Origin of the sequence: Pseudoduganella buxea (genome assembly GCF_009720835.1) — a bacterium.
GTDB classification, from domain to species: Bacteria; Pseudomonadota; Gammaproteobacteria; order Burkholderiales; family Burkholderiaceae_D; genus Rugamonas; species Rugamonas buxea.
This window is the reverse complement of record NZ_WNKZ01000017.1, coordinates 38414-55375: the sequence shown is the minus strand read 5'-3', so window position 1 is coordinate 55375 and position 16962 is coordinate 38414. Positions and strand designations below refer to the sequence as shown.

Here is a 16962-nt window from a genome sequence, read left to right as displayed (position 1 = left end):
CTTGTTTATTTGGTCAACTCGAGCCAGCCGTCTGTATACCACGCATACAGCGCTTCCATCACGTCCTCGGAAGCAGCCGCCACGGCAACGCCGTCCAGCTTGCGCTCGTTCGCCAGGGTTTCCAGTGCCGCCTTGTCGGCCCGCTTGATGGCGAACGACTCGCCGTTGATGAAGACGTTCTTGCCGCGGTACAGCATCTGCGTCTTGCGCGACAGGGTCACGCCCTTTTTCGCCGCGCTCTGGGCGAAACGGCCGGCCGGCAAGGGGTTTTCCGGGCCCGTGAAGAAGACATTGTGCTTCGGTTCGGACAGGTACTCGCCCAGGAAGATGGTGAAGTCGTCTTCCGTGAACTGCATCTTGTTCAGCTCGTCCGCGATGGTGCCGATCATATGCTGGGGAATCTCGGCCGGCTTGCCCGACGGTTCCAGGTCGGCATCGGCATAGCGGCCCGGCAGGTCGATCGAATCGGCCATGAACTGCAGGAAGGCTTCGCCCAGTTCCTGGTAGGCCGGCGCCCGGAAGCCGATCGAATAGGTCTGGCAGTCGCCGATGGCGACGCCGTCGTGGGCATAGTGGGGCGGCAGGTACAGCATGTCGCCCGGCTCCAGCACGAATTCCTCGGCCGGCTCGAACTTGCTGAGGATCTTCAGCGGCAGGCCTTCGACCAGCGACAGGTCCTTCTGCGGCGAGATCTGCCAGCGGCGCTGGCCTTCGGCCTGCAGCAGGAACACATCGTAGGAATCGAAGTGGGGCCCGACGCCGCCGCCATCGGTGGCAAAGCTGACCATCAGGTCGTCCAGGCGGGCATCGGGCACGAAGCGGAACTGGCGCAGCAGTGCGTCGGCGGCGTCGTTTTGCAGGTTGACGCCCTGCACCAGCATGGTCCAGCCCGGCTGGCTGCGGGGCGGCAGCGTCTGCAGGGGGCCGTACTGCATGTCCCACTGGCCGTCGGTCATCGTCACCAGGCGCGACTCGACATAGTCCTTCGTCGCCAGTGCGGCCAGCTCATCGAAGGGCAGCAGGGGCTGCATGCCGGGGACGGCCTGGCGGATCAGCAGGGGTTTCTTGTGCCAGTAATCGCGCATGAATTGCGCCGGCGTGATGTCGCCCAGGAGGCGGAGCGGAGAACTTTTTTTCATGCGATATTATAAGGGAGGCGCGGCAGGGGGACGCAAGCGTCCGGCACGGCAAACGTGGCGCGCCGCTGGGGGTATAATCTGCGCCAGCTTATACAAGAAAGGAAGCGAAATGAAGATCGCCAAGAACACCGTCGTGACCGTGCAGTACAAACTGTCCGACGCTCAGAACAATCTGATCGAAGACGGCCGCCAGCCCATGGTCTACCTGCACGGCGGGTACGAGAACACGCTGCCCAAGATCGAGGAAGAACTGGAAGGCAAGGAAGCCGGCTACGCCAACACGATCCAGATCGAGCCTGAGGATGCCTTCGGCGACTACGACCCGAACCTGGTGAAGGTCGAACCCCGCGCGCGCCTGCCGGAACCGCTGGAAGTGGGCATGCAGTTCGAAGGCATGCCCGACGGCGACAGCGACGAGGAAGCGATGATCTTCACCGTCACCGATATCGCCGACGACAAGGTCGTCCTGGACGGCAACCACCCGCTGGCCGGCATGGCCCTGCGCTTCGAGCTGAAGGTCACGGAAGTGCGCGCCGCAACGGAAGAGGAAATCGCCCACGAGCACGTGCACGGCGCCCACGGCCACCACCATGGTGACGACGAGGACGAAGGCGACGAGGGCGATCACTTCCGCACCCAGCCGATTCACTAAGTCTCATCCCGCGGCAGCCTGCGCTGCCGCGTCTCAGGCCGCCGGCGCCCTCGCGCCTGGCGCCTTCGACTGGCCGCCGTCCTTGCGGGCGCCACGGCCATCGTCGTCGGCCTTGCCCTTCTCGGCCTTGCCGTTTTTCTCGTCCTTGCCATGGCCCGCCGCCTGCAGCGCGAACAGCGTCTTGCTGCCCGGTTCCACGCGCACCGCGTTCCATTCCCCCGTCAACGTCACGTGTCCCAGGTTGCCGCGCCACGTCAGGGCGCCCACGGGCGGTTCCTCGCTTCTCGGCGCCGGCGGCCGTTCGGCCGTGTCGATCAAGAGCACCTTGCCGGTGTACTTTTCCGCCAGCGTGACGACCAGCTTGCGCGTTTCGGCAAAGCCGTCCTGCTTCGTCGAGAAACCCGCCAGCAGCGAGAAACCCGGTTCGACATGGGCCTTGATGTCGCCGTCGGAGACCAGCACGATGCCGTCCAGCTGGCGCCGCCTGGCCATGCCGAACAGGCGCTGCAGCCAGGCCCGGTTTGCCACGAAACGGTCTTCGTATTCGCTGTTGCGGCCGGCCTCGCTGAGGAAGTGGTTGTTCTGCGCCGGCAGGTTGATGGTGGCGAACAGCACGCCGCCCCGTTCCCAGTACGCGTTCTCGGCATAGCTGCGGAACTTCGTGATGGTCGATTGCCGGTTCAGGTCGAGCTTGCGCTGGCCCAGCGATTCCTGGCCGTCGAAATAGATTTCGCGGATGCGGTTCAGCCGGTCCAGCGCGTTCGAACGGCCCGCCGAGTTGCGGCAGCCGATCCAGTCAGCGCCCGTCAGCACCAGCACCAGGGGCCGGTCCGACTTGTTCAGGAGCGTCTTGCGTTGCAGGTACAGCTTGTCGCTGCACCCTTCCCGTGCGGACTTGATGCCGGCTGCGATGACGAAGGCGGGACGGGCCTGGTCCGCATGGGCCACGGCCCGTTTCAGTTCGTCGTCGCCGTCCGTTCCGGAAAAGGTATGCCGTACGACGGCGAACTCGAAGGGCTCCGCCGCCGTCGCGCCGCCGCCCGGCCTGGCCGCCACGGCGGCGCCGGCCAGCACGGTGCACAGCAGCACGCAGCCGGCCAGCCGCATCATCGGGTCGCCGCTGCCGGCGCGGCCAGGCGCTTCAGCTGGTACAGCCGGTCCAGCGCCTCGCGCGGCGACAGCGCGTCCGGATCGAGTTCGTCCAGCGCCGCCAGCAGCTCGTCCAGCGCGGGGTCGGGCACGGCCGCCGGCACCGGCGCTTCGGCCACGTCGTCGTTGGCGTCCGCACGGGGCGCGGCGAACAGGTCCAGCTGCGGCGTCGCATCGAGTGCCTGCGCCTCCAGCCGCGCCAGGTGCTTGCGCGCGGCCTTGATGACACCCTGCGGCACGCCGGCCAGCTGCGCCACCTGCAGGCCGTAGCTTTGCGAGGCGGGGCCGGCCTGCACGGCGTGCAGGAAGACGATGCTGTCCTTGTGCTCCACCGCCGACAGGTGCACGTTGGCCGCCGTCGGGTGGCTCTCGGGCAGCTGGGTCAGCTCGAAGTAATGGGTGGCGAACAGGGTGAAGCTGCGGCTCGTCTCGATCAGGTGGCGGGCGATGGCCCAGGCCAGGGCCAGGCCGTCGAAGGTGGACGTGCCGCGCCCGATTTCGTCCATCAGCACCAGCGAGTGCTCGGTGGCGCCGTTCAGGATCGTTGCCGCCTCCGTCATCTCCACCATGAAGGTCGAGCGTCCGCCGGCCAGGTCGTCGGTGGCGCCGATGCGGGTGAAGACGCGGTCGATCGGGCCGATCGTGGCGCTGGCGGCAGGTACGTAGCTGCCGATATACGCCAGCAGCGTGATCAGCGCGACCTGGCGCATGAAGGTCGATTTACCGCCCATGTTCGGGCCCGTGATCAAGAGCAGGCGGCGCTCGTCGCCGAACTTGCAGTCGTTGGCGATGAAGCGCTCGATCTGGTTTTCCACCACGGGATGGCGGCCTTCGACGATGTCGATGCAGGAATGGGCCACCAGGTTCGGTGCGCACCAGTTGTTGCGCAGCGCGTGTTCCGTCAACGCCGTAAGGGTATCCAGCTGGGCCAGGCCCTGGGCGATCGATTGCAGGATCGTGATCGACGGCGCCAGGTCGGCCAGCAGCTGGTCGTACAGGACTTTTTCCCGCGCCAGTGCCTTGTCCTGGGCCGACAGGGCCTTGTCCTCGAAGGCCTTCAGCTCCGGCGTGATGTAGCGTTCGCAGTTCTTCAGGGTCTGGCGGCGGCGGTAGTCGTCCGGCACCTTGTCGGCCTGGCCGTTGGTCACTTCGATATAGAAGCCGTGCACGCGGTTGTATTCGACGCGCAGGTTGGCAATGCCGGTGCGGGCCCGTTCGCGTGCTTCCAGTTCGACCAGGTACTGGCCGGCGTTCTCGGACAGGCCGCGCAGCTCGTCGAGCTCGGCGTCGAAGCCGCGCGCGATGACGCCGCCGTCGCGCACCATCGTGGCCGGCTCCGGCATCACGGCCCGCACCAGCAGGTCGACGCAGGCCTGCGGCGTGGCCAGCGCATCGTGGATGCGGTGCAGCAGGCTGCCGGGCGAATCCAGGTCCAGCACGCGCTGCAGGCTCTTTTGCAGCTTGGGCAGCTGCTGCAGGCCGTCGCGCAGGGCGGCCAGGTCGCGCGGGCGGGCCGTCAGCAGGGCCACGCGCGTGGTGATGCGTTCGATGTCCGGCACGTGCTGCAGGTGGAAGCCCAGCGAGCCGGTGGCGTCGTCCTGCATCAGCGCGGCGATGGCATCATGGCGCGCGCGCGCCACGGCCTGGTCGCGCCGCGCATGGTGCAGCCAGTGGCGCAAGAGGCGCGACCCCATCGCCGTGCGGCAGCCGTCCAGCAGCGAAAACAGGGTAGGCGACTCCTGGCCGCGAATGGTTTCCGTCAGTTCCAGGTTGCGCCGCGTCGCTGCGTCCAGGCCGATGAACTCCGTCTCGCTTTCGCAGGACAGGCTTTTCACGTGCTGCAGGCCGCGTCCCTGGGTCGACTGGGCATAACGCAGCAGCGCGCCGGCAGCGCCGAAGGCGGCGCCCATGCCGTCCGCGCCGAAGCCCGTCAACGTGGCCACGCCCAGCTGGTCCAGCAGCGACTTGTGGCCGTGCACCACGTCGAAGTGCCATTCCGGCACGTTGTTGACGTGGCAGATGGCGATATCGTCGAACAGCTCGCCGCTGTCGGCGCGCAGGATCTCGGCCGGCACGATGCGTTCCAGTTCCTGCACCAGTCGCGCATTGACGGCGCGGGCGTCGCCGGAAAACTCCATCAGGCGCAGGCTGCCCGAAGCGAGCGACAGCCAGGCCAGGCCCGCCGTGACCTGCTTGCGCTGGCTCATCATGAACATGGCCAGCAGGGGCCGTTCCGATTTCTCCGGCAGCAGGTCCGAATCGGTCAGGGTGCCGGGTGTGACGATGCGCACCACCTTGCGCTCCACCGGCCCCTTGCTGGTGGCCGGATCGCCGATCTGCTCGCAGATGGCGCAGGACTCGCCCAGCTTGACCAGCTTGGCCAGGTAGCCATCGAGCGAGTGGAAGGGCACGCCGGCCATCTTGATCGGCTGCCCGTTCTGCGAACCGCGCGCCGTCAAGGTAATGCCCAGCACACGCGCCGCCTTTTCCGCATCGTCGAAGAACAGCTCATAGAAGTCGCCCATCCGGTAGAACACCAGCATCGACGGATGCTCGCTCTTGATGCGCAGATACTGCTGCATCATGGGCGTGACTTTTTCGGCGGGGCTGTTCTTGACAGCGGCGGCATTGATTTCGGCTGGGGCGTTCATGTCTCGGCTTCGGTAAGGCTGGCGCGGCGAAGGGCCGCGACTTGTCAGGGCTGCATTTTACCTGTTTCGGGGTGGGGGCTGGGCGGTGGGGAAGAACGTGCCTCTCCATGCGGCGCGCATGGCATCCGGGCCACCGGTAGGGCTTGGCGTCCTGGCCGGCGAGCCCGCTCCGGGACGAAAGCGCGCGACTTCGTTCGCGTGGACCGTTCCAGGCTTTTCGCAGGAAATGTGGCTGCAGCGCCTTTACGGCGATCTTGGAGAAATGGTGTTGTCGCAACGGCTGCCCGAGCCAGTTCGGGCCTGCATCGTCGAGTATTCGTGGCCGAAAGTCGCGGTACCACCGAGGGTCGTCGTGAGCTGCACCGGAATGCAGGCCGTCCAACGAAAAAACCCGCCGTAGCGGGTTTTTTCACATCAAGCGGAGGATTAACCCAGCTTGTTGTTCGACTTGCGGCGAGCCGTGAAGGCCAGCAGGCCCAGGCCCAGGCCCAGCATGGCGTAGGTCGATGGCTCTGGTACTGGCGCCGTGACGACGTTCAGGTTGCCCGCGTACGAACCGCCGATGGCGGTCGAACCGGAGACGGTGAAGCCGTAGGTGCCGTTCAGCAGGCTGTCGACCGGGAAGAACTCGATGCCGCCGTTGGACGAGAAATCGGTGTCCAGGTTGGTACGCACGCCGTTCACTTCCGAGAAGAACGTGATGTTCGAGATCGAGTAGTTGGCGCTGCGGGCACCGTTGATGAAGGTTTTGCCGACAACGGCGGTGCCGCTCAGCCAGGCTTGGGTGTTGGTATCGACGGCGAACAGGAAGGTGTCGTCGAACGAACCGGCCGTGGCGTGCGTCATGCCGAAGATTGTATTGCCGGCTGCGTCGAACGTCAGCGTTTCATCGGCGGCGGCAACACCGCTGGCCAGCAGGCCGGCGGACAGCAGGAGGGAAGTGGCGATCTTGCTGGCGAATACTTTTTTCATGTGGAGCCTTCTTGGTGGGTTGAACAACTTGAACAATTAAGCAAATCCTAACATGTGTATGCATAGTTGCAACGCACGATTGCATTTTGTCACCATAGGTCACTATTTTTCGTGGTAGGCCCGTCGGCGGTCGGCGCGCGAAGACGCCTGCCCGCGGGGTGAGGGCGGGTAGCACCACAGCTAAAAAGTTAAGGGTTGGTCAGCCTGCCGGAATCACGTGCGCATGTCCGGCCGGGCTGGCCGGTGGCGAGGAGTCGTGCTCGCCGCACAGGTGCGGCATCGGGAAGGGCGGCGCCGCAACGGGCATGCGCAAGCCCTCCGGCGCGGTCGCCAGCTCGATCGCGGCGGCGGCCACGCCGGCCAGTTCCAGGCTGACGATGAATTCGCTGCCCCGGTCCGGGCCGTCGCTGCGCGCTTCGATGGTGCCGCCGTGCGCCTCGACGACGCGCTTGGCCAGGGTCAGGCCGATGCCCAGGCCACCGTCGGAGCGGGCCAGCGAGCGGGGCAGCTGGGAAAACAGTTCGAAGATCGATCCCAGCTGGTCGCGCGGAATGCCGGCGCCGCTGTCGCGCACGCGCACGACGGCCCGTCCGTCCTCGACCGTCGCGCCGATGTCGATGCTGCCGCCGTCGGGCGTGTACTTGGCCGCGTTGTGCAGCAGGTTGCCGAACACCTGGGCAAGGCGGGTCGGATCGGCGTTGACCGTCACACCGGCGTCGGGCAGGGTGATCGTGAACGCATGGCGGCGCTGGGCCAGGAAGGGGCGGGCCTGTTCCACCGCGATGTCGATGACATGGGCCAGCGACACGTCGCGCGGCTCGACCTGCACATGGCCCTGCGTGATGCGGGCCACGTCGAGCAGGTCGTCCACCAGGCGCGCCAGGTGCGTCACCTGGCGGTTGAGGATTTCCGAGCTGCGGGCGATCGGCGATGCGTCCGGCGCAGCCTTGCGGATGAATTCCGACGCTGTGCGGATGGGGGCAAGCGGATTGCGCAGCTCGTGGCCCAGCATGGCCAGGAACTCGTCGCGCGCGCGCAGGGCCGCGTTCAGGTCCGCCGTGCGTTCGCTGACGCGTCCCTCCAGCTCGGCATTCAGGCGCACCAGTTCTTCCTTGGCCGATTTCAGCGACGAGCTTTCCAGCAGCTGCCAGGCGCCCTGGCGCCGTGCCAGCGCGAATTCATGGTGGCTGCAGACATCGATGACGTCCGATGCCGTGCACGTTTCAGAGCAATAGGTGCACAGGGCCACCAGGCGCAGGCTGCGGAAGGCGCCGTTGACCTTGCGTTCGTAGTGCATGAAGTCGTTCCAGCCGGAGCGCTGCACCCAGATGGTGTCGCCGGACAGGCGCAGGCCCTCGAAGCCCCGTTCCCTGGCCTGGCGTTCGCGCTCGATCCAGCCGGCCAGCACGGCGTCGGCCTCGAAGGCGTCGCCCGGCACATACCAGTGGCTGATCGGTACGATTTCCAGTTGGCCGCCGGCGATGCGGCGCTCCAGGTCGGGCACGGCCGCGTGCAGCAGCGCCCTGGCCTTGTCGGCATCGAGCGAACCGGACGTGATCCACAGGCAGGCTTCATTGGCCAGCAGGCCGGCCGTGAAGTACGGCACCAGCGTTTCGACCAGGTCCGCCTCGTCGCGATAGAACTGGCAGAAGTGGGCACCCCAGGGAATATCGCCGACGGCGGGGATACCTGAATTGCGTTGCGCGAGTGCCATGGTGATTCCTGTGTGCGGCGGGCCGGGGCCCCTCAAGCGCCGATGATACTACGGATCAGTCTTTAATTGCTTGGACCGGCGCCGCCGCCGCCGGGGCAAACGGCACGATATTTTTTTGCTGTCGCAACTATTTAATCGGTAGCAATCACGGTTATAGTGCTGCCATGGAAAAGGAAAAAATGAAGGACTTCGCCGTGATCGTGGCCGAGGCGCAGCGCGGCGAGCTGGTCTTCCCGACCAGCGTCAACGCGGCCCTGTCATTGCAACTGTGCCTGGCCGACCCGGCCTGCCACGACGAAGACGTCATCAAGAAGCTGCTGGCCGAGCCCGTGCTGGCGGCACGCGCCGTGGCGCTGGCCAATTCGGCCGTGTTCCGCTCCAATGGCGCCGCCCTGGCCACCAGCGTACGCACGGCCGTGATGCGGCTGGGTTACCGCAACCTCTATTCGCTGGCGGCCGCCATGGTGGTGCGCCAGTTCGGCGCGCGCATCATCGACCCCGGCCTGCGCGCCCAGGCCGAGCAGCTGTGGCGCTATTCGGCCCACGTGGCGGCCCTGGCCTACGTGATCGCCCAGCGCATCACGCGGGTCGACGCCGACACGGCCCTGTTTGCCGGCATCATGCACGAGGTGGGTGGCTTCTACCTGCTGGGCAGGGCCGACACGATGCCGGGCCTGCTGGACGATCGGGACGACTGGCTGGGCGCGGCGCAGGAAATCATCGCGCGCGAAATCATGAAGAAGCTGCAGGTGCCCGAACCCGTGGCACTGGCCATCGTGTCGCTGCGTGGCGGCGCCATCGGCATTCCGCCGCAGGGTCTGCGCGACACCTTGCTGCTGGCACGCGAGCTCTCGCCGGTGCAATCGCCGCTGCCGTCGCGCGACGATCCCGGCCTGACCCGCAGCACGGCCTTGCTGCAGTACCTGAACGAGCCGGCCACCGCCGCGCTGCTGGAAGAGGCGGCGGCGCAGGCCAAGTCGATGAGCGCGGCGCTGCTGGTGTAGGGCGGAGCCTTTAAGCCAGCGTCCCTTCGAGGATCTTCACCAGCGACCCGATGCCTTCCGCATCCACTTCGTCGAAGCGGTTCGGCAGCGGGCTGTCCAGGTCGAACACGCCGACGATCTCGCCTTTCGAGAACACGGGCACCACCAGTTCCGAGCGAGAATTGACGTCGCAGGCGATGTGGCCGGGGAAGGCATGCACGTCCGCCACCACGATGGCCTCGCCTTTTTCCACCGTCGTGCCGCACACGCCCCGGCCCCGCTTGATGCGGATGCAGGCAGGCTTGCCCTGGAACGGGCCCAGCACCAGTTCATCCTGCGTCTTGAGGAAATAAAAACCGGCCCAGTTCAGGCCCGGCATCGTGTTGAAGACGAGCGAACTGAAATTGGCCGTGTTGGCGATCCAGTCCGTTTCGCCCTGCACCAGCCCCTGCAGCTGCGAGCGCAGGTCGGCGTACATGGTCTGTTTCGCTGCGGGCGTATCGGTGCCGTAGGCGGTATCGCTGAGGTGGAAAGTCATAGGGGTCCGGTGTGAAGGCGTGGTGTCGAAAAGCCGCGATGTTACCCTGAAATGCCGATCGGCGTCTGCCCCCCGGCCGCCATCATGGTTTGCAAAATAGAAACGTCTCTCGTCCAGGGGGAACGAAATGCGCGCGCGCCCGCCGGCCAATAATGCGCTGTCATTTTGGCAAATACTGTACCATTCGGACTCATCGCAATAACCGCTCGCCGCCGGCATGGCCGCGCGTCCAGTGGCTTGTTGCGTCCGGTTTTCCCTCATCGATGATCCATCGAAACGAAGAGACGTTGTGACAGCACCCATCAATATTCTGATCGTGGACGACGTTCCGCAGAACCTGATCGCCATCGACGCCCTGCTGGCGCGGCCCGGCATCACCCTGCTCAAGGCCGCCTCCGGCGCCGAGGCGCTGGAACTGCTGCTGGTGCACGAAGTGGCGCTGGCCCTGGTCGACGTGCAGATGCCGAACATGGACGGCTTCGAGCTGGCCGAACTGATACGTGGCAGCGAACGCACCCGCGCCATTCCGCTGATTTTCCTGACCGCCGCCTCGCGCGAGCCGAGCTACAGCTTCCGCGGCTACGAAGCCGGCGCCGTCGACTTCCTGTACAAGCCGATCGACGCCAAGGCCCTGGTCAGCAAGGTCAATGTCTTCGTCGAGCTGTACCAGCAGAAGAAGCAGATGTCGCAGCAGCTGGAGCAGTTGCGGCGCGCGCTGCACCTGAACGAGATGTTCATGGCCGTGCTGGGGCACGACCTGCGTACGCCGCTGTCGGTGGTGATGAACGGCGCCATGCTGCTGCCGATGATGACGGACCACCCGAAGGTGGCCGTGACAGCGCAGCGCATCCAGGGCAGCGCGCGGCGCATGGCGCAGATGGTCGACCAGATGCTCGACCTGGCCCGCATCCGCTCCGGCGAGATGGTGCTGCGCCCGGCCGCGCACGATGTCGACCAGCTGTGCCGTGCCATCGCCGAGGAATTCGTCGCGCCCGAGCGGCCGGCGCGCATCGCCATCGAGCGCAGCGGCGACTGCGCCGCGCCGGTCGATGCCGGCATCCTGTCGCAGGCCCTGTCGAACCTGCTGGGCAACGCGCTGCAGCACGGCGAGGCGGACCAGCCGGTGCTGCTGCGGCTGGACGGTACCGACCCGGGCCGTGTGCGCATCACCATCGTCAATCGCGGCGCCATCGCCCCCGGGCACCTGGACGGTCTCTTCGAGCCGTTCCAGCGCCGCGGCGAGAGCCGCAAGTCCGGCCAGGGCCTGGGTCTGGGGCTGTACACGGCCAGCACCTTCGTGCGCGCCCATGGCGGCGAGCTGACGGTGCGCGCCGACGGCGACAGCACGGTGGCCACGGTGACGCTGCCGCGCCAGGGCAGCGCCGGGCTGACCGACGGTTCGCCAGCGCTGGCCGGGCAGGCCGCATGAACTGCCCCGGCGACGCCGCCATGAGCGGCCTGGATACGTACCGGCCGCGCGGCGGCGGTGCCGTCGGCGAACTGGTACGCGCGTTCGACTGGCGCGCCACCGCGCTGGGCGCCCCGGACGGCTGGACGCCCGCCTTGCGCACCACGGTCGACATCGTGCTGAACTCCCCCGTGGCGATGGTGCTGATGTGGGGCCTTGACCACGTGATGATCTATAACGACGGTTATGCCGAGATCGCGGGGGCCCGCCACCCGGGCGCGCTGGGCGGCACCGTGCCGGCCACGTGGCCCGAGATCTGGGACTGGAACCGCGCCATCCTGGAAGCGGGCTTCCGCGGCGAAACGCGCCAGCACCTGGGCGCCGGCTTCACGGTGCTGCGCAACGGCAGCCCGGAGGATGTGTGGTTCGACCTGTTCTACACCCCCGTGCACGACAGCTGCGGCGAAGTGGGCGGCGTGCTGTGCACGGTGGTGGAGGTGACGCGGCGCATCCAGCGCGAGCGCCGGCTGGAGCGCGACCGCCTGGAACTGGACCAGCAGAACCGCCGCCTGCGTGCCGAGACGACCTTGCTCCGCGAGCTGTTCGAGCAGGCACCCAGCTTCATGGCCGTGCTGCGCGGGCCGGAGCACGTGTTCGAGCTGGCCAATCCTCCCTACCAGCAGCTGGTGGGCGGGCGCGACGTGCTGGGCAGGCGCGTCGCCGATGCGCTGCCGGAAGTGCGCGGCCAGGGCTTCATCGAGCTGCTCGACAAGGTCTACGCCAGCGGCCAGCCGTACGTGGGCCGCCAGCAGAAGGTGGAACTGCTGACGGCCCCGGGCCAGCTGGAGGCGCGCTACCTGGACTTCGTCTACCAGCCCCTGCGCGCGCCGGACGGCAGCGTGACTGGCGTGTTCGTCGACGGCATCGACGTCACCGACCGCATCATCACCGAGGAGCGCCTGCGCATGGCGCAGCAGGCCGGCGGCATCGGCAGCTTCGAATGGTTCCCCGCCACGGGCAAGCTGGTGGTGTCGAACCAGTACCGCCGCGTGTGGGGCCTGCCGGACGACGTCGAGGTGACGCAGGACATGCTGGTGGCCCTGGTCGACGAACGCGACCGCGAGAAGGTGGGGCCGCACCGGCTGCGCGACGACGTCAATCCACTGGCCTATACGGAGTACCGCATCCGCCGGCCCGACACGGGCGAGGTGCGCTGGGTGGCGCGCCAGGGCGAGGTGCTGGAAGGGCCGACCGAGGCGCAGCGCCGTTATGTCGGCGTGGCCTTCGACATCACTGGGCGCAAGCAGATCGAGCAGGAACTGCGCACCAGCCAGGACCGGCTGGCAGCCATCTTCGGCCAGGCCTCGGTGGGCCTGTCGGAACTGAGTTTGGAAGGTCGCTTCCAGCGCGTGAACGGCGCCCTGTGCCAGATGCTGGCGCGCGACGAAAGCGCCATCCTGGGCCTGCACATGGACGAACTGATCCACCCGGACGACATGGCCGGCAACCGCGCGCTGGTGGCACGGCTGCTCGACACGGGCGAACCCTTCACGATCGAGAAGCGTTACATGCGGCCGGACGGCACGTGGGTGTGGATCTCCAGCAGCATGAGCCGGCTCGACGACGGCGGCGGCCAGCCCGTCGCCCTGATCGCCGTCAAGGCCGACATCACGGAACGGCGCCGCATCGAGGCCGCGCTGCGCGACCTGAACGACACGCTGGAGCAGCGCGTGGCGCGCGAGATCGCCGAACGGGACAAGGCCGAGGAAGCGCTGCGCCAGGCCCAGAAGATGGAAGCGGTGGGCCAGCTGACGGGCGGCGTGGCGCATGACTTCAACAATGTCCTGCAGATCATCTCGGGCAACCTGCACCTGCTGGGCCAGCACCTGCAGGCCGATGCGGTGGCGCGGCGCCGGCTCGACATGGCCGTCGGCGCCGTCGAGCGGGGCGCCAAGCTGTCGTCGCAGCTGCTGGCCTTCGCGCGGCGCCAGCCGCTGCAGCCGGTGGTGGCGGACCTGGGGCGCCTGGTGTCGAACATGGACGAACTGCTGCGCCGCGCGCTGGGCGAGGCGGTGGAGCTGGTGACCGTCGTCGGCAGCGGCCTGTGGAACACGCTGGTCGACCCGGGACAGATCGAGAACGTCATCCTGAACCTGGCCATCAACGCGCGCGACGCCATGCAGGGCGCGGGCCGGCTGACGATCGAATTGGGCAACGCGGTACTGGACGAGTACTACGTCAACAACCTGGTCGACGTGCCTTCGGGCCAGTACGTGATGCTGTCCGTGACGGACACGGGCTGCGGCATGCCGCCCGACGTGCTGCAGCGCGCGTTCGAGCCTTTCTTCACCACCAAGCCGGAAGGCGAAGGCACGGGCCTGGGCCTGTCGATGGCGTATGGCTTCGTCAAGCAGAGCCGCGGCCATATCAAGATCTACAGCGAACCGGGGCAGGGCACCAGCGTCAAGATCTACCTGCCCCGCACGATGACGGCCGCCGTGGACGACATGACGCCGCGCGACGGCCCCGTCACGGGTGGCAGCGAAACCATCCTGGTTGTGGAGGACGACGATGGCGTGCGCACTGTCGTCATCGACATGCTGGCCGCGCTGGGCTACCGCGTGCTGCACGCGGAGAACGGCGAACAGGCGCTGCGCATCGTCGAATCGGGCGAGGCCATCGACCTGCTGTTTACGGACGTCGTCATGCCGGGCGCGCTGCGCAGCCCGGAGCTGGCGCGCATGGCTCAGGAGCTGCAGCCGGGCATGGCGGTGCTGTTTACGTCCGGCTATCCGCAAAATTCCATCGTCCACGGCGGCCGCCTCGACGCGGGCCTGGAGCTCCTCAGCAAACCTTACCGGCGCGAGGAACTGGCGCGCAAGCTGCGCCATGTGCTGAACAACCGCAGCCAGGCCGCGCTGGCCCGGGCCCGTCGCGACGGTGCCCATGCCATCGACGCGGGCAATCTGCTGGAACCGCAGCCGGCCATCGGGCGCGACGCTTCCTTGCGCGTGCTGGTAGTGGAGGACAACCTCGATTCGCAGCAGATGGTGTGCGAGCTGGTGGGCATGCTGGGGCACACGGTGTCGGGCGTGTCCGATGGCGAGGCGGCGTGGGAGCTGATGCAGACGCAGGAGTTCGACATCCTGTTCACCGACGTCAGCCTGCCCGGCATCTCCGGCATCGAACTGGCGCGCAAGGTGCTGGCGGCGCGCGACGTCCAGGTGATCTTCTCCACCGGTTACGGCAAGGAGGCGCTGGACCATCTCGAATTCAAGGCGGCCTGCCTGCGCAAGCCCTATGACCTGCTGGAACTGCAGGCCGCGCTGGACCAGGCCCGCCAGGCACGCTGATCCCTTTTTCCACGACGACGATGAGGCAATCATGAGCACCGAACTGACCCTGCTGGGCTGGACCCTGGTCCTGGCGATCGTGCAGATCCTGCTGCATTCGAGCCTGCGCACGCAGGAAACGGGCATCGCCTACAACGCCAGCGCGCGCGACGAAGTGCCGCCGCCCCCCGGCAAGGTGACGGCGCGGCTGGAACGGGCGAAGCAGAACCTGTTCGAGACCCTGCCGCTGTTCGCGGCGGCCGTGCTGACGGCCCACGCGGGCGGCGCCGAAGGCAACCTGACCTTGTGGGGTTGCTGGATGTACCTGATTGCGCGCGTTGTCTACGTGCCCCTGTATGCGCTGGGCATCCCGATGGTGCGCTCACTGGTGTGGCTGGTGTCGCTGGCCGGCCTCCTGATGGTCGTGTATGCCGTGTTGAGCCACGCCTAGGGGCAGGGCCGCGGTCCAAGGCCGGGGTCCAAGGCAGGCGTCCGGGGCCGGGTCCAAGGACGAGGTCAATACCGAAGTGTCCTCTCGCCACTCTCCTACGATTTTTGTAGGTTGCGTCCTATGGTATCTGAGCGTTGTGGCGCCTACAGTGGTTGCTACAACAGGGAAGCACCCCGCAAGGGCCAGACAAGGGACAACCATGGTAACGAGAAACATGACGGTGGCCGAGAAGCGCGCGGCCCAACGCGCAGGCACGGCGCGCACTCGCCTGATCGGCAACCTGCTGCGCAATGTGTTCGGCGTCGACCAGTTGCGCGATGGCCAGCGCAGCGTCATCGATAGTGTGCTGGAAGGCCACGACACGCTGGCCATCATGCCGACGGGCAGCGGCAAATCCCTGTGCTACCAGATTCCCGCATCGATTCTGCAAGGCACGACCATCGTCGTGTCGCCGCTGATCTCGCTGATGAAGGACCAGCTGGAAAAGCTGGAGGAAATCGGTATCGGCGCGGCCCAGTTGAACAGCAGCCTGTCGCGCGGCGAGGAACTGGCCGCGCTGGACAGCATCCGCGACAATCTCAGCAAGATCGTCTTCTGTACCCCGGAGCGCCTGGCCACGCCGGAATTCCTCGACGTGCTGAAGGATACGGAAATCGCCCTGCTGGTGATCGACGAAGCCCATTGCATCTCGCAATGGGGCCACGACTTCCGCCCCGCCTACCTGGAAATCGGCGCCGCCCGCCGCGCGCTGGACAACCCGCCCGTGCTGGCGCTGACGGCCACTGCCACGCCGGACGTCATCGACGATATCGGCCGCCAGCTCAATGCGCGCATGAAGGTCGTCAACACGGGCATCTACCGGCCCAACCTGAATTACCGCGTGATCCAGATCACCAACCCCGCCGAGAAGACCGCCCAGGCCCTGCGCCTCGTGCGCGAGACGCCCGGCGTGGGAATCATCTATGCGGCCACCGTCAAGGCGGCGGAGGAAATGCACGAGGCCTTGAAGCAGGCCGGCGAAAGCGTGTCCCTGTATCACGGCCGCCTGCCGGCGCGCGAGCGCAAGCAGAACCAGGACCTGTTCATGAACGGCGAGTGCCGCGTGATGGTGGCCACCAACGCCTTCGGCATGGGCATCGACAAGAGCGACACGCGCTTCGTCATCCATCTCCAGGTGCCGGGCAACCTGGAAGCGTACTACCAGGAGTCGGGCCGGGCCGGGCGCGACGGCGAACCAGCCGACTGCACCCTGCTGTACTTCCAGGACGACAAGCGCCTGCAGCAGTTCTTCCTCGTCAAGCATTACCCCAGCGCGGACGAACTGTGCACCGTCTACGATGCCATCGTGCCCCTGGTGCCGTGCCAGGCTGGCGTGCTGGCCGATACCCTGCCTGAACTGAACGACAGCAAGCTGAAGGTATGCCTGAAGCTGCTAAAGGACGGCAAGCTGCTGCGCCAGAACCGCAAGCTCGATTACCTGCTCACCAGCCGCGATCCCGAAGCGGCCATCTTCGAGCGGCTGGCCGCCATCTACCAGGAAAAGCAGGAGCGCGACCGCGCCTCGCTGGAGCAGATGGTGGGCTACGCGCAAAGCGGCTACTGCCGCTGGAAGCTGATGCTCGATTATTTCGGCGACTCGTCGGCAGGCCTGGAGCACTGCGGCTGCTGCGACAACTGCGTGTCGCCGCCATCCGTGCAGGCCGAGGAGGGCGAGCAGATCCTGTTCGAACCGCCACCGGAACCGTCCGTGCCGGCCGCACCGATGATTGCCATCGGCAGCCAGGTGCGCGTGCCCAAGTTCGACATCGGCACCGTGCTCTCCGTCGCCGGCGACCAGGTCACCATCGAGTTCCCCGAGAACACGACAAAGACCTTCATGGCCGAGTTCGTTCAACTGGCCTGACCCACCGCCGGGCACCGCACCCGGCGCACCACACCAAACGGTGACGGCCCCGTCACCGCCCAGCCCCGCG

13 protein-coding genes are annotated in these 16962 nt (G+C 66.9%); 7 read left to right on the top strand and 6 right to left on the bottom strand.

Features of this window, described 5'->3' with window-relative positions:
- Positions 1–5: 5 nt before the first annotated feature.
- Positions 6–1139 carry a ribosomal protein uL16 3-hydroxylase gene (locus GM672_RS08615; protein ID WP_155470111.1) on the bottom strand — a complete coding sequence of 378 codons (1134 nt, stop codon included), beginning with the start codon at positions 1137–1139 and terminating at the stop codon, positions 6–8.
- Positions 1140–1248: 109 nt separating this feature from the next.
- Between GM672_RS08615 and GM672_RS08610 the strand changes: the two genes are divergently transcribed.
- Positions 1249–1791, top strand: coding sequence for an FKBP-type peptidyl-prolyl cis-trans isomerase (locus GM672_RS08610; protein ID WP_155470110.1), 543 nt, complete (start codon positions 1249–1251; stop codon positions 1789–1791).
- Between the two features lie 33 nt (positions 1792–1824).
- Here the strand turns inward: GM672_RS08610 and GM672_RS08605 are convergent, their stop codons facing one another.
- Complete coding sequence (locus GM672_RS08605; protein ID WP_188915867.1) at positions 1825–2901, bottom strand: hypothetical protein; 1077 nt, start codon at positions 2899–2901, stop codon at positions 1825–1827.
- A complete protein-coding gene (gene mutS, locus GM672_RS08600; protein ID WP_229417631.1) occupies positions 2898–5591 on the bottom strand; it encodes a DNA mismatch repair protein MutS in 2694 nt (897 codons plus the stop codon). Before mutS ends, GM672_RS08605 begins: the two co-directional genes overlap by 4 nt.
- A gap of 85 nt (positions 5592–5676) precedes the next feature.
- On the opposite strand from mutS, the gene GM672_RS29930 reads away from it, so the two are divergent.
- Positions 5677–5991: an STY0301 family protein gene (locus GM672_RS29930; RefSeq protein WP_371867045.1), complete on the top strand. Its 315-nt coding sequence runs from the start codon at positions 5677–5679 to the stop codon at positions 5989–5991.
- A gap of 26 nt (positions 5992–6017) precedes the next feature.
- Here the strand turns inward: GM672_RS29930 and GM672_RS08595 are convergent, their stop codons facing one another.
- Together GM672_RS08595 and GM672_RS08590 are read right to left on the bottom strand one after the other, a co-directional pair.
- Positions 6018–6563, bottom strand: coding sequence for an FxDxF family PEP-CTERM protein (locus tag GM672_RS08595; protein ID WP_155470109.1), 546 nt, complete (start codon positions 6561–6563; stop codon positions 6018–6020).
- Positions 6564–6762: 199 nt separating this feature from the next.
- On the bottom strand, positions 6763–8277 hold the full coding sequence (locus tag GM672_RS08590; protein ID WP_155470108.1) for an MEDS domain-containing protein: 1515 nt from the start codon (positions 8275–8277) through the stop codon (positions 6763–6765).
- 164 nt (positions 8278–8441) lie between these two features.
- Between GM672_RS08590 and GM672_RS08585 the strand changes: the two genes are divergently transcribed.
- The gene (locus GM672_RS08585) at positions 8442–9281 is read left to right on the top strand and encodes an HDOD domain-containing protein (protein WP_155470107.1); all 840 of its coding nucleotides are present in this window, start codon (positions 8442–8444) and stop codon (positions 9279–9281) included.
- Positions 9282–9291: 10 nt separating this feature from the next.
- On the opposite strand, the gene msrC is transcribed toward GM672_RS08585, so the two are convergent.
- Positions 9292–9798 (bottom strand): free L-methionine (R)-S-oxide reductase MsrC, encoded by a 507-nt coding sequence (gene msrC, locus GM672_RS08580; RefSeq protein ID WP_155470106.1) that lies wholly within the window; start codon positions 9796–9798, stop codon positions 9292–9294.
- A gap of 289 nt (positions 9799–10087) precedes the next feature.
- Here msrC and GM672_RS08575 point away from each other — a divergent pair, with 289 nt between their 5' ends.
- The 4 genes from GM672_RS08575 to GM672_RS08560 all read left to right on the top strand — a co-directional run bounded on the left by GM672_RS08575 (position 10088) and on the right by GM672_RS08560 (position 16892).
- The gene (locus GM672_RS08575) at positions 10088–11227 is read left to right on the top strand and encodes a hybrid sensor histidine kinase/response regulator (protein ID WP_229427658.1); all 1140 of its coding nucleotides are present in this window, start codon (positions 10088–10090) and stop codon (positions 11225–11227) included.
- Positions 11224–14559, top strand: coding sequence for a hybrid sensor histidine kinase/response regulator (locus GM672_RS08570; protein ID WP_229417630.1), 3336 nt, complete (start codon positions 11224–11226; stop codon positions 14557–14559). Before GM672_RS08575 ends, GM672_RS08570 begins: the two co-directional genes overlap by 4 nt.
- A 31-nt stretch (positions 14560–14590) precedes the next feature.
- A complete protein-coding gene (locus tag GM672_RS08565) occupies positions 14591–14989 on the top strand; it encodes an MAPEG family protein (RefSeq protein WP_155470104.1) in 399 nt (132 codons plus the stop codon).
- Between the two features lie 199 nt (positions 14990–15188).
- Complete coding sequence (locus GM672_RS08560) at positions 15189–16892, top strand: RecQ family ATP-dependent DNA helicase (RefSeq protein ID WP_229417629.1); 1704 nt, start codon at positions 15189–15191, stop codon at positions 16890–16892.
- The last annotated feature ends 70 nt before the right edge of the window (positions 16893–16962 follow it).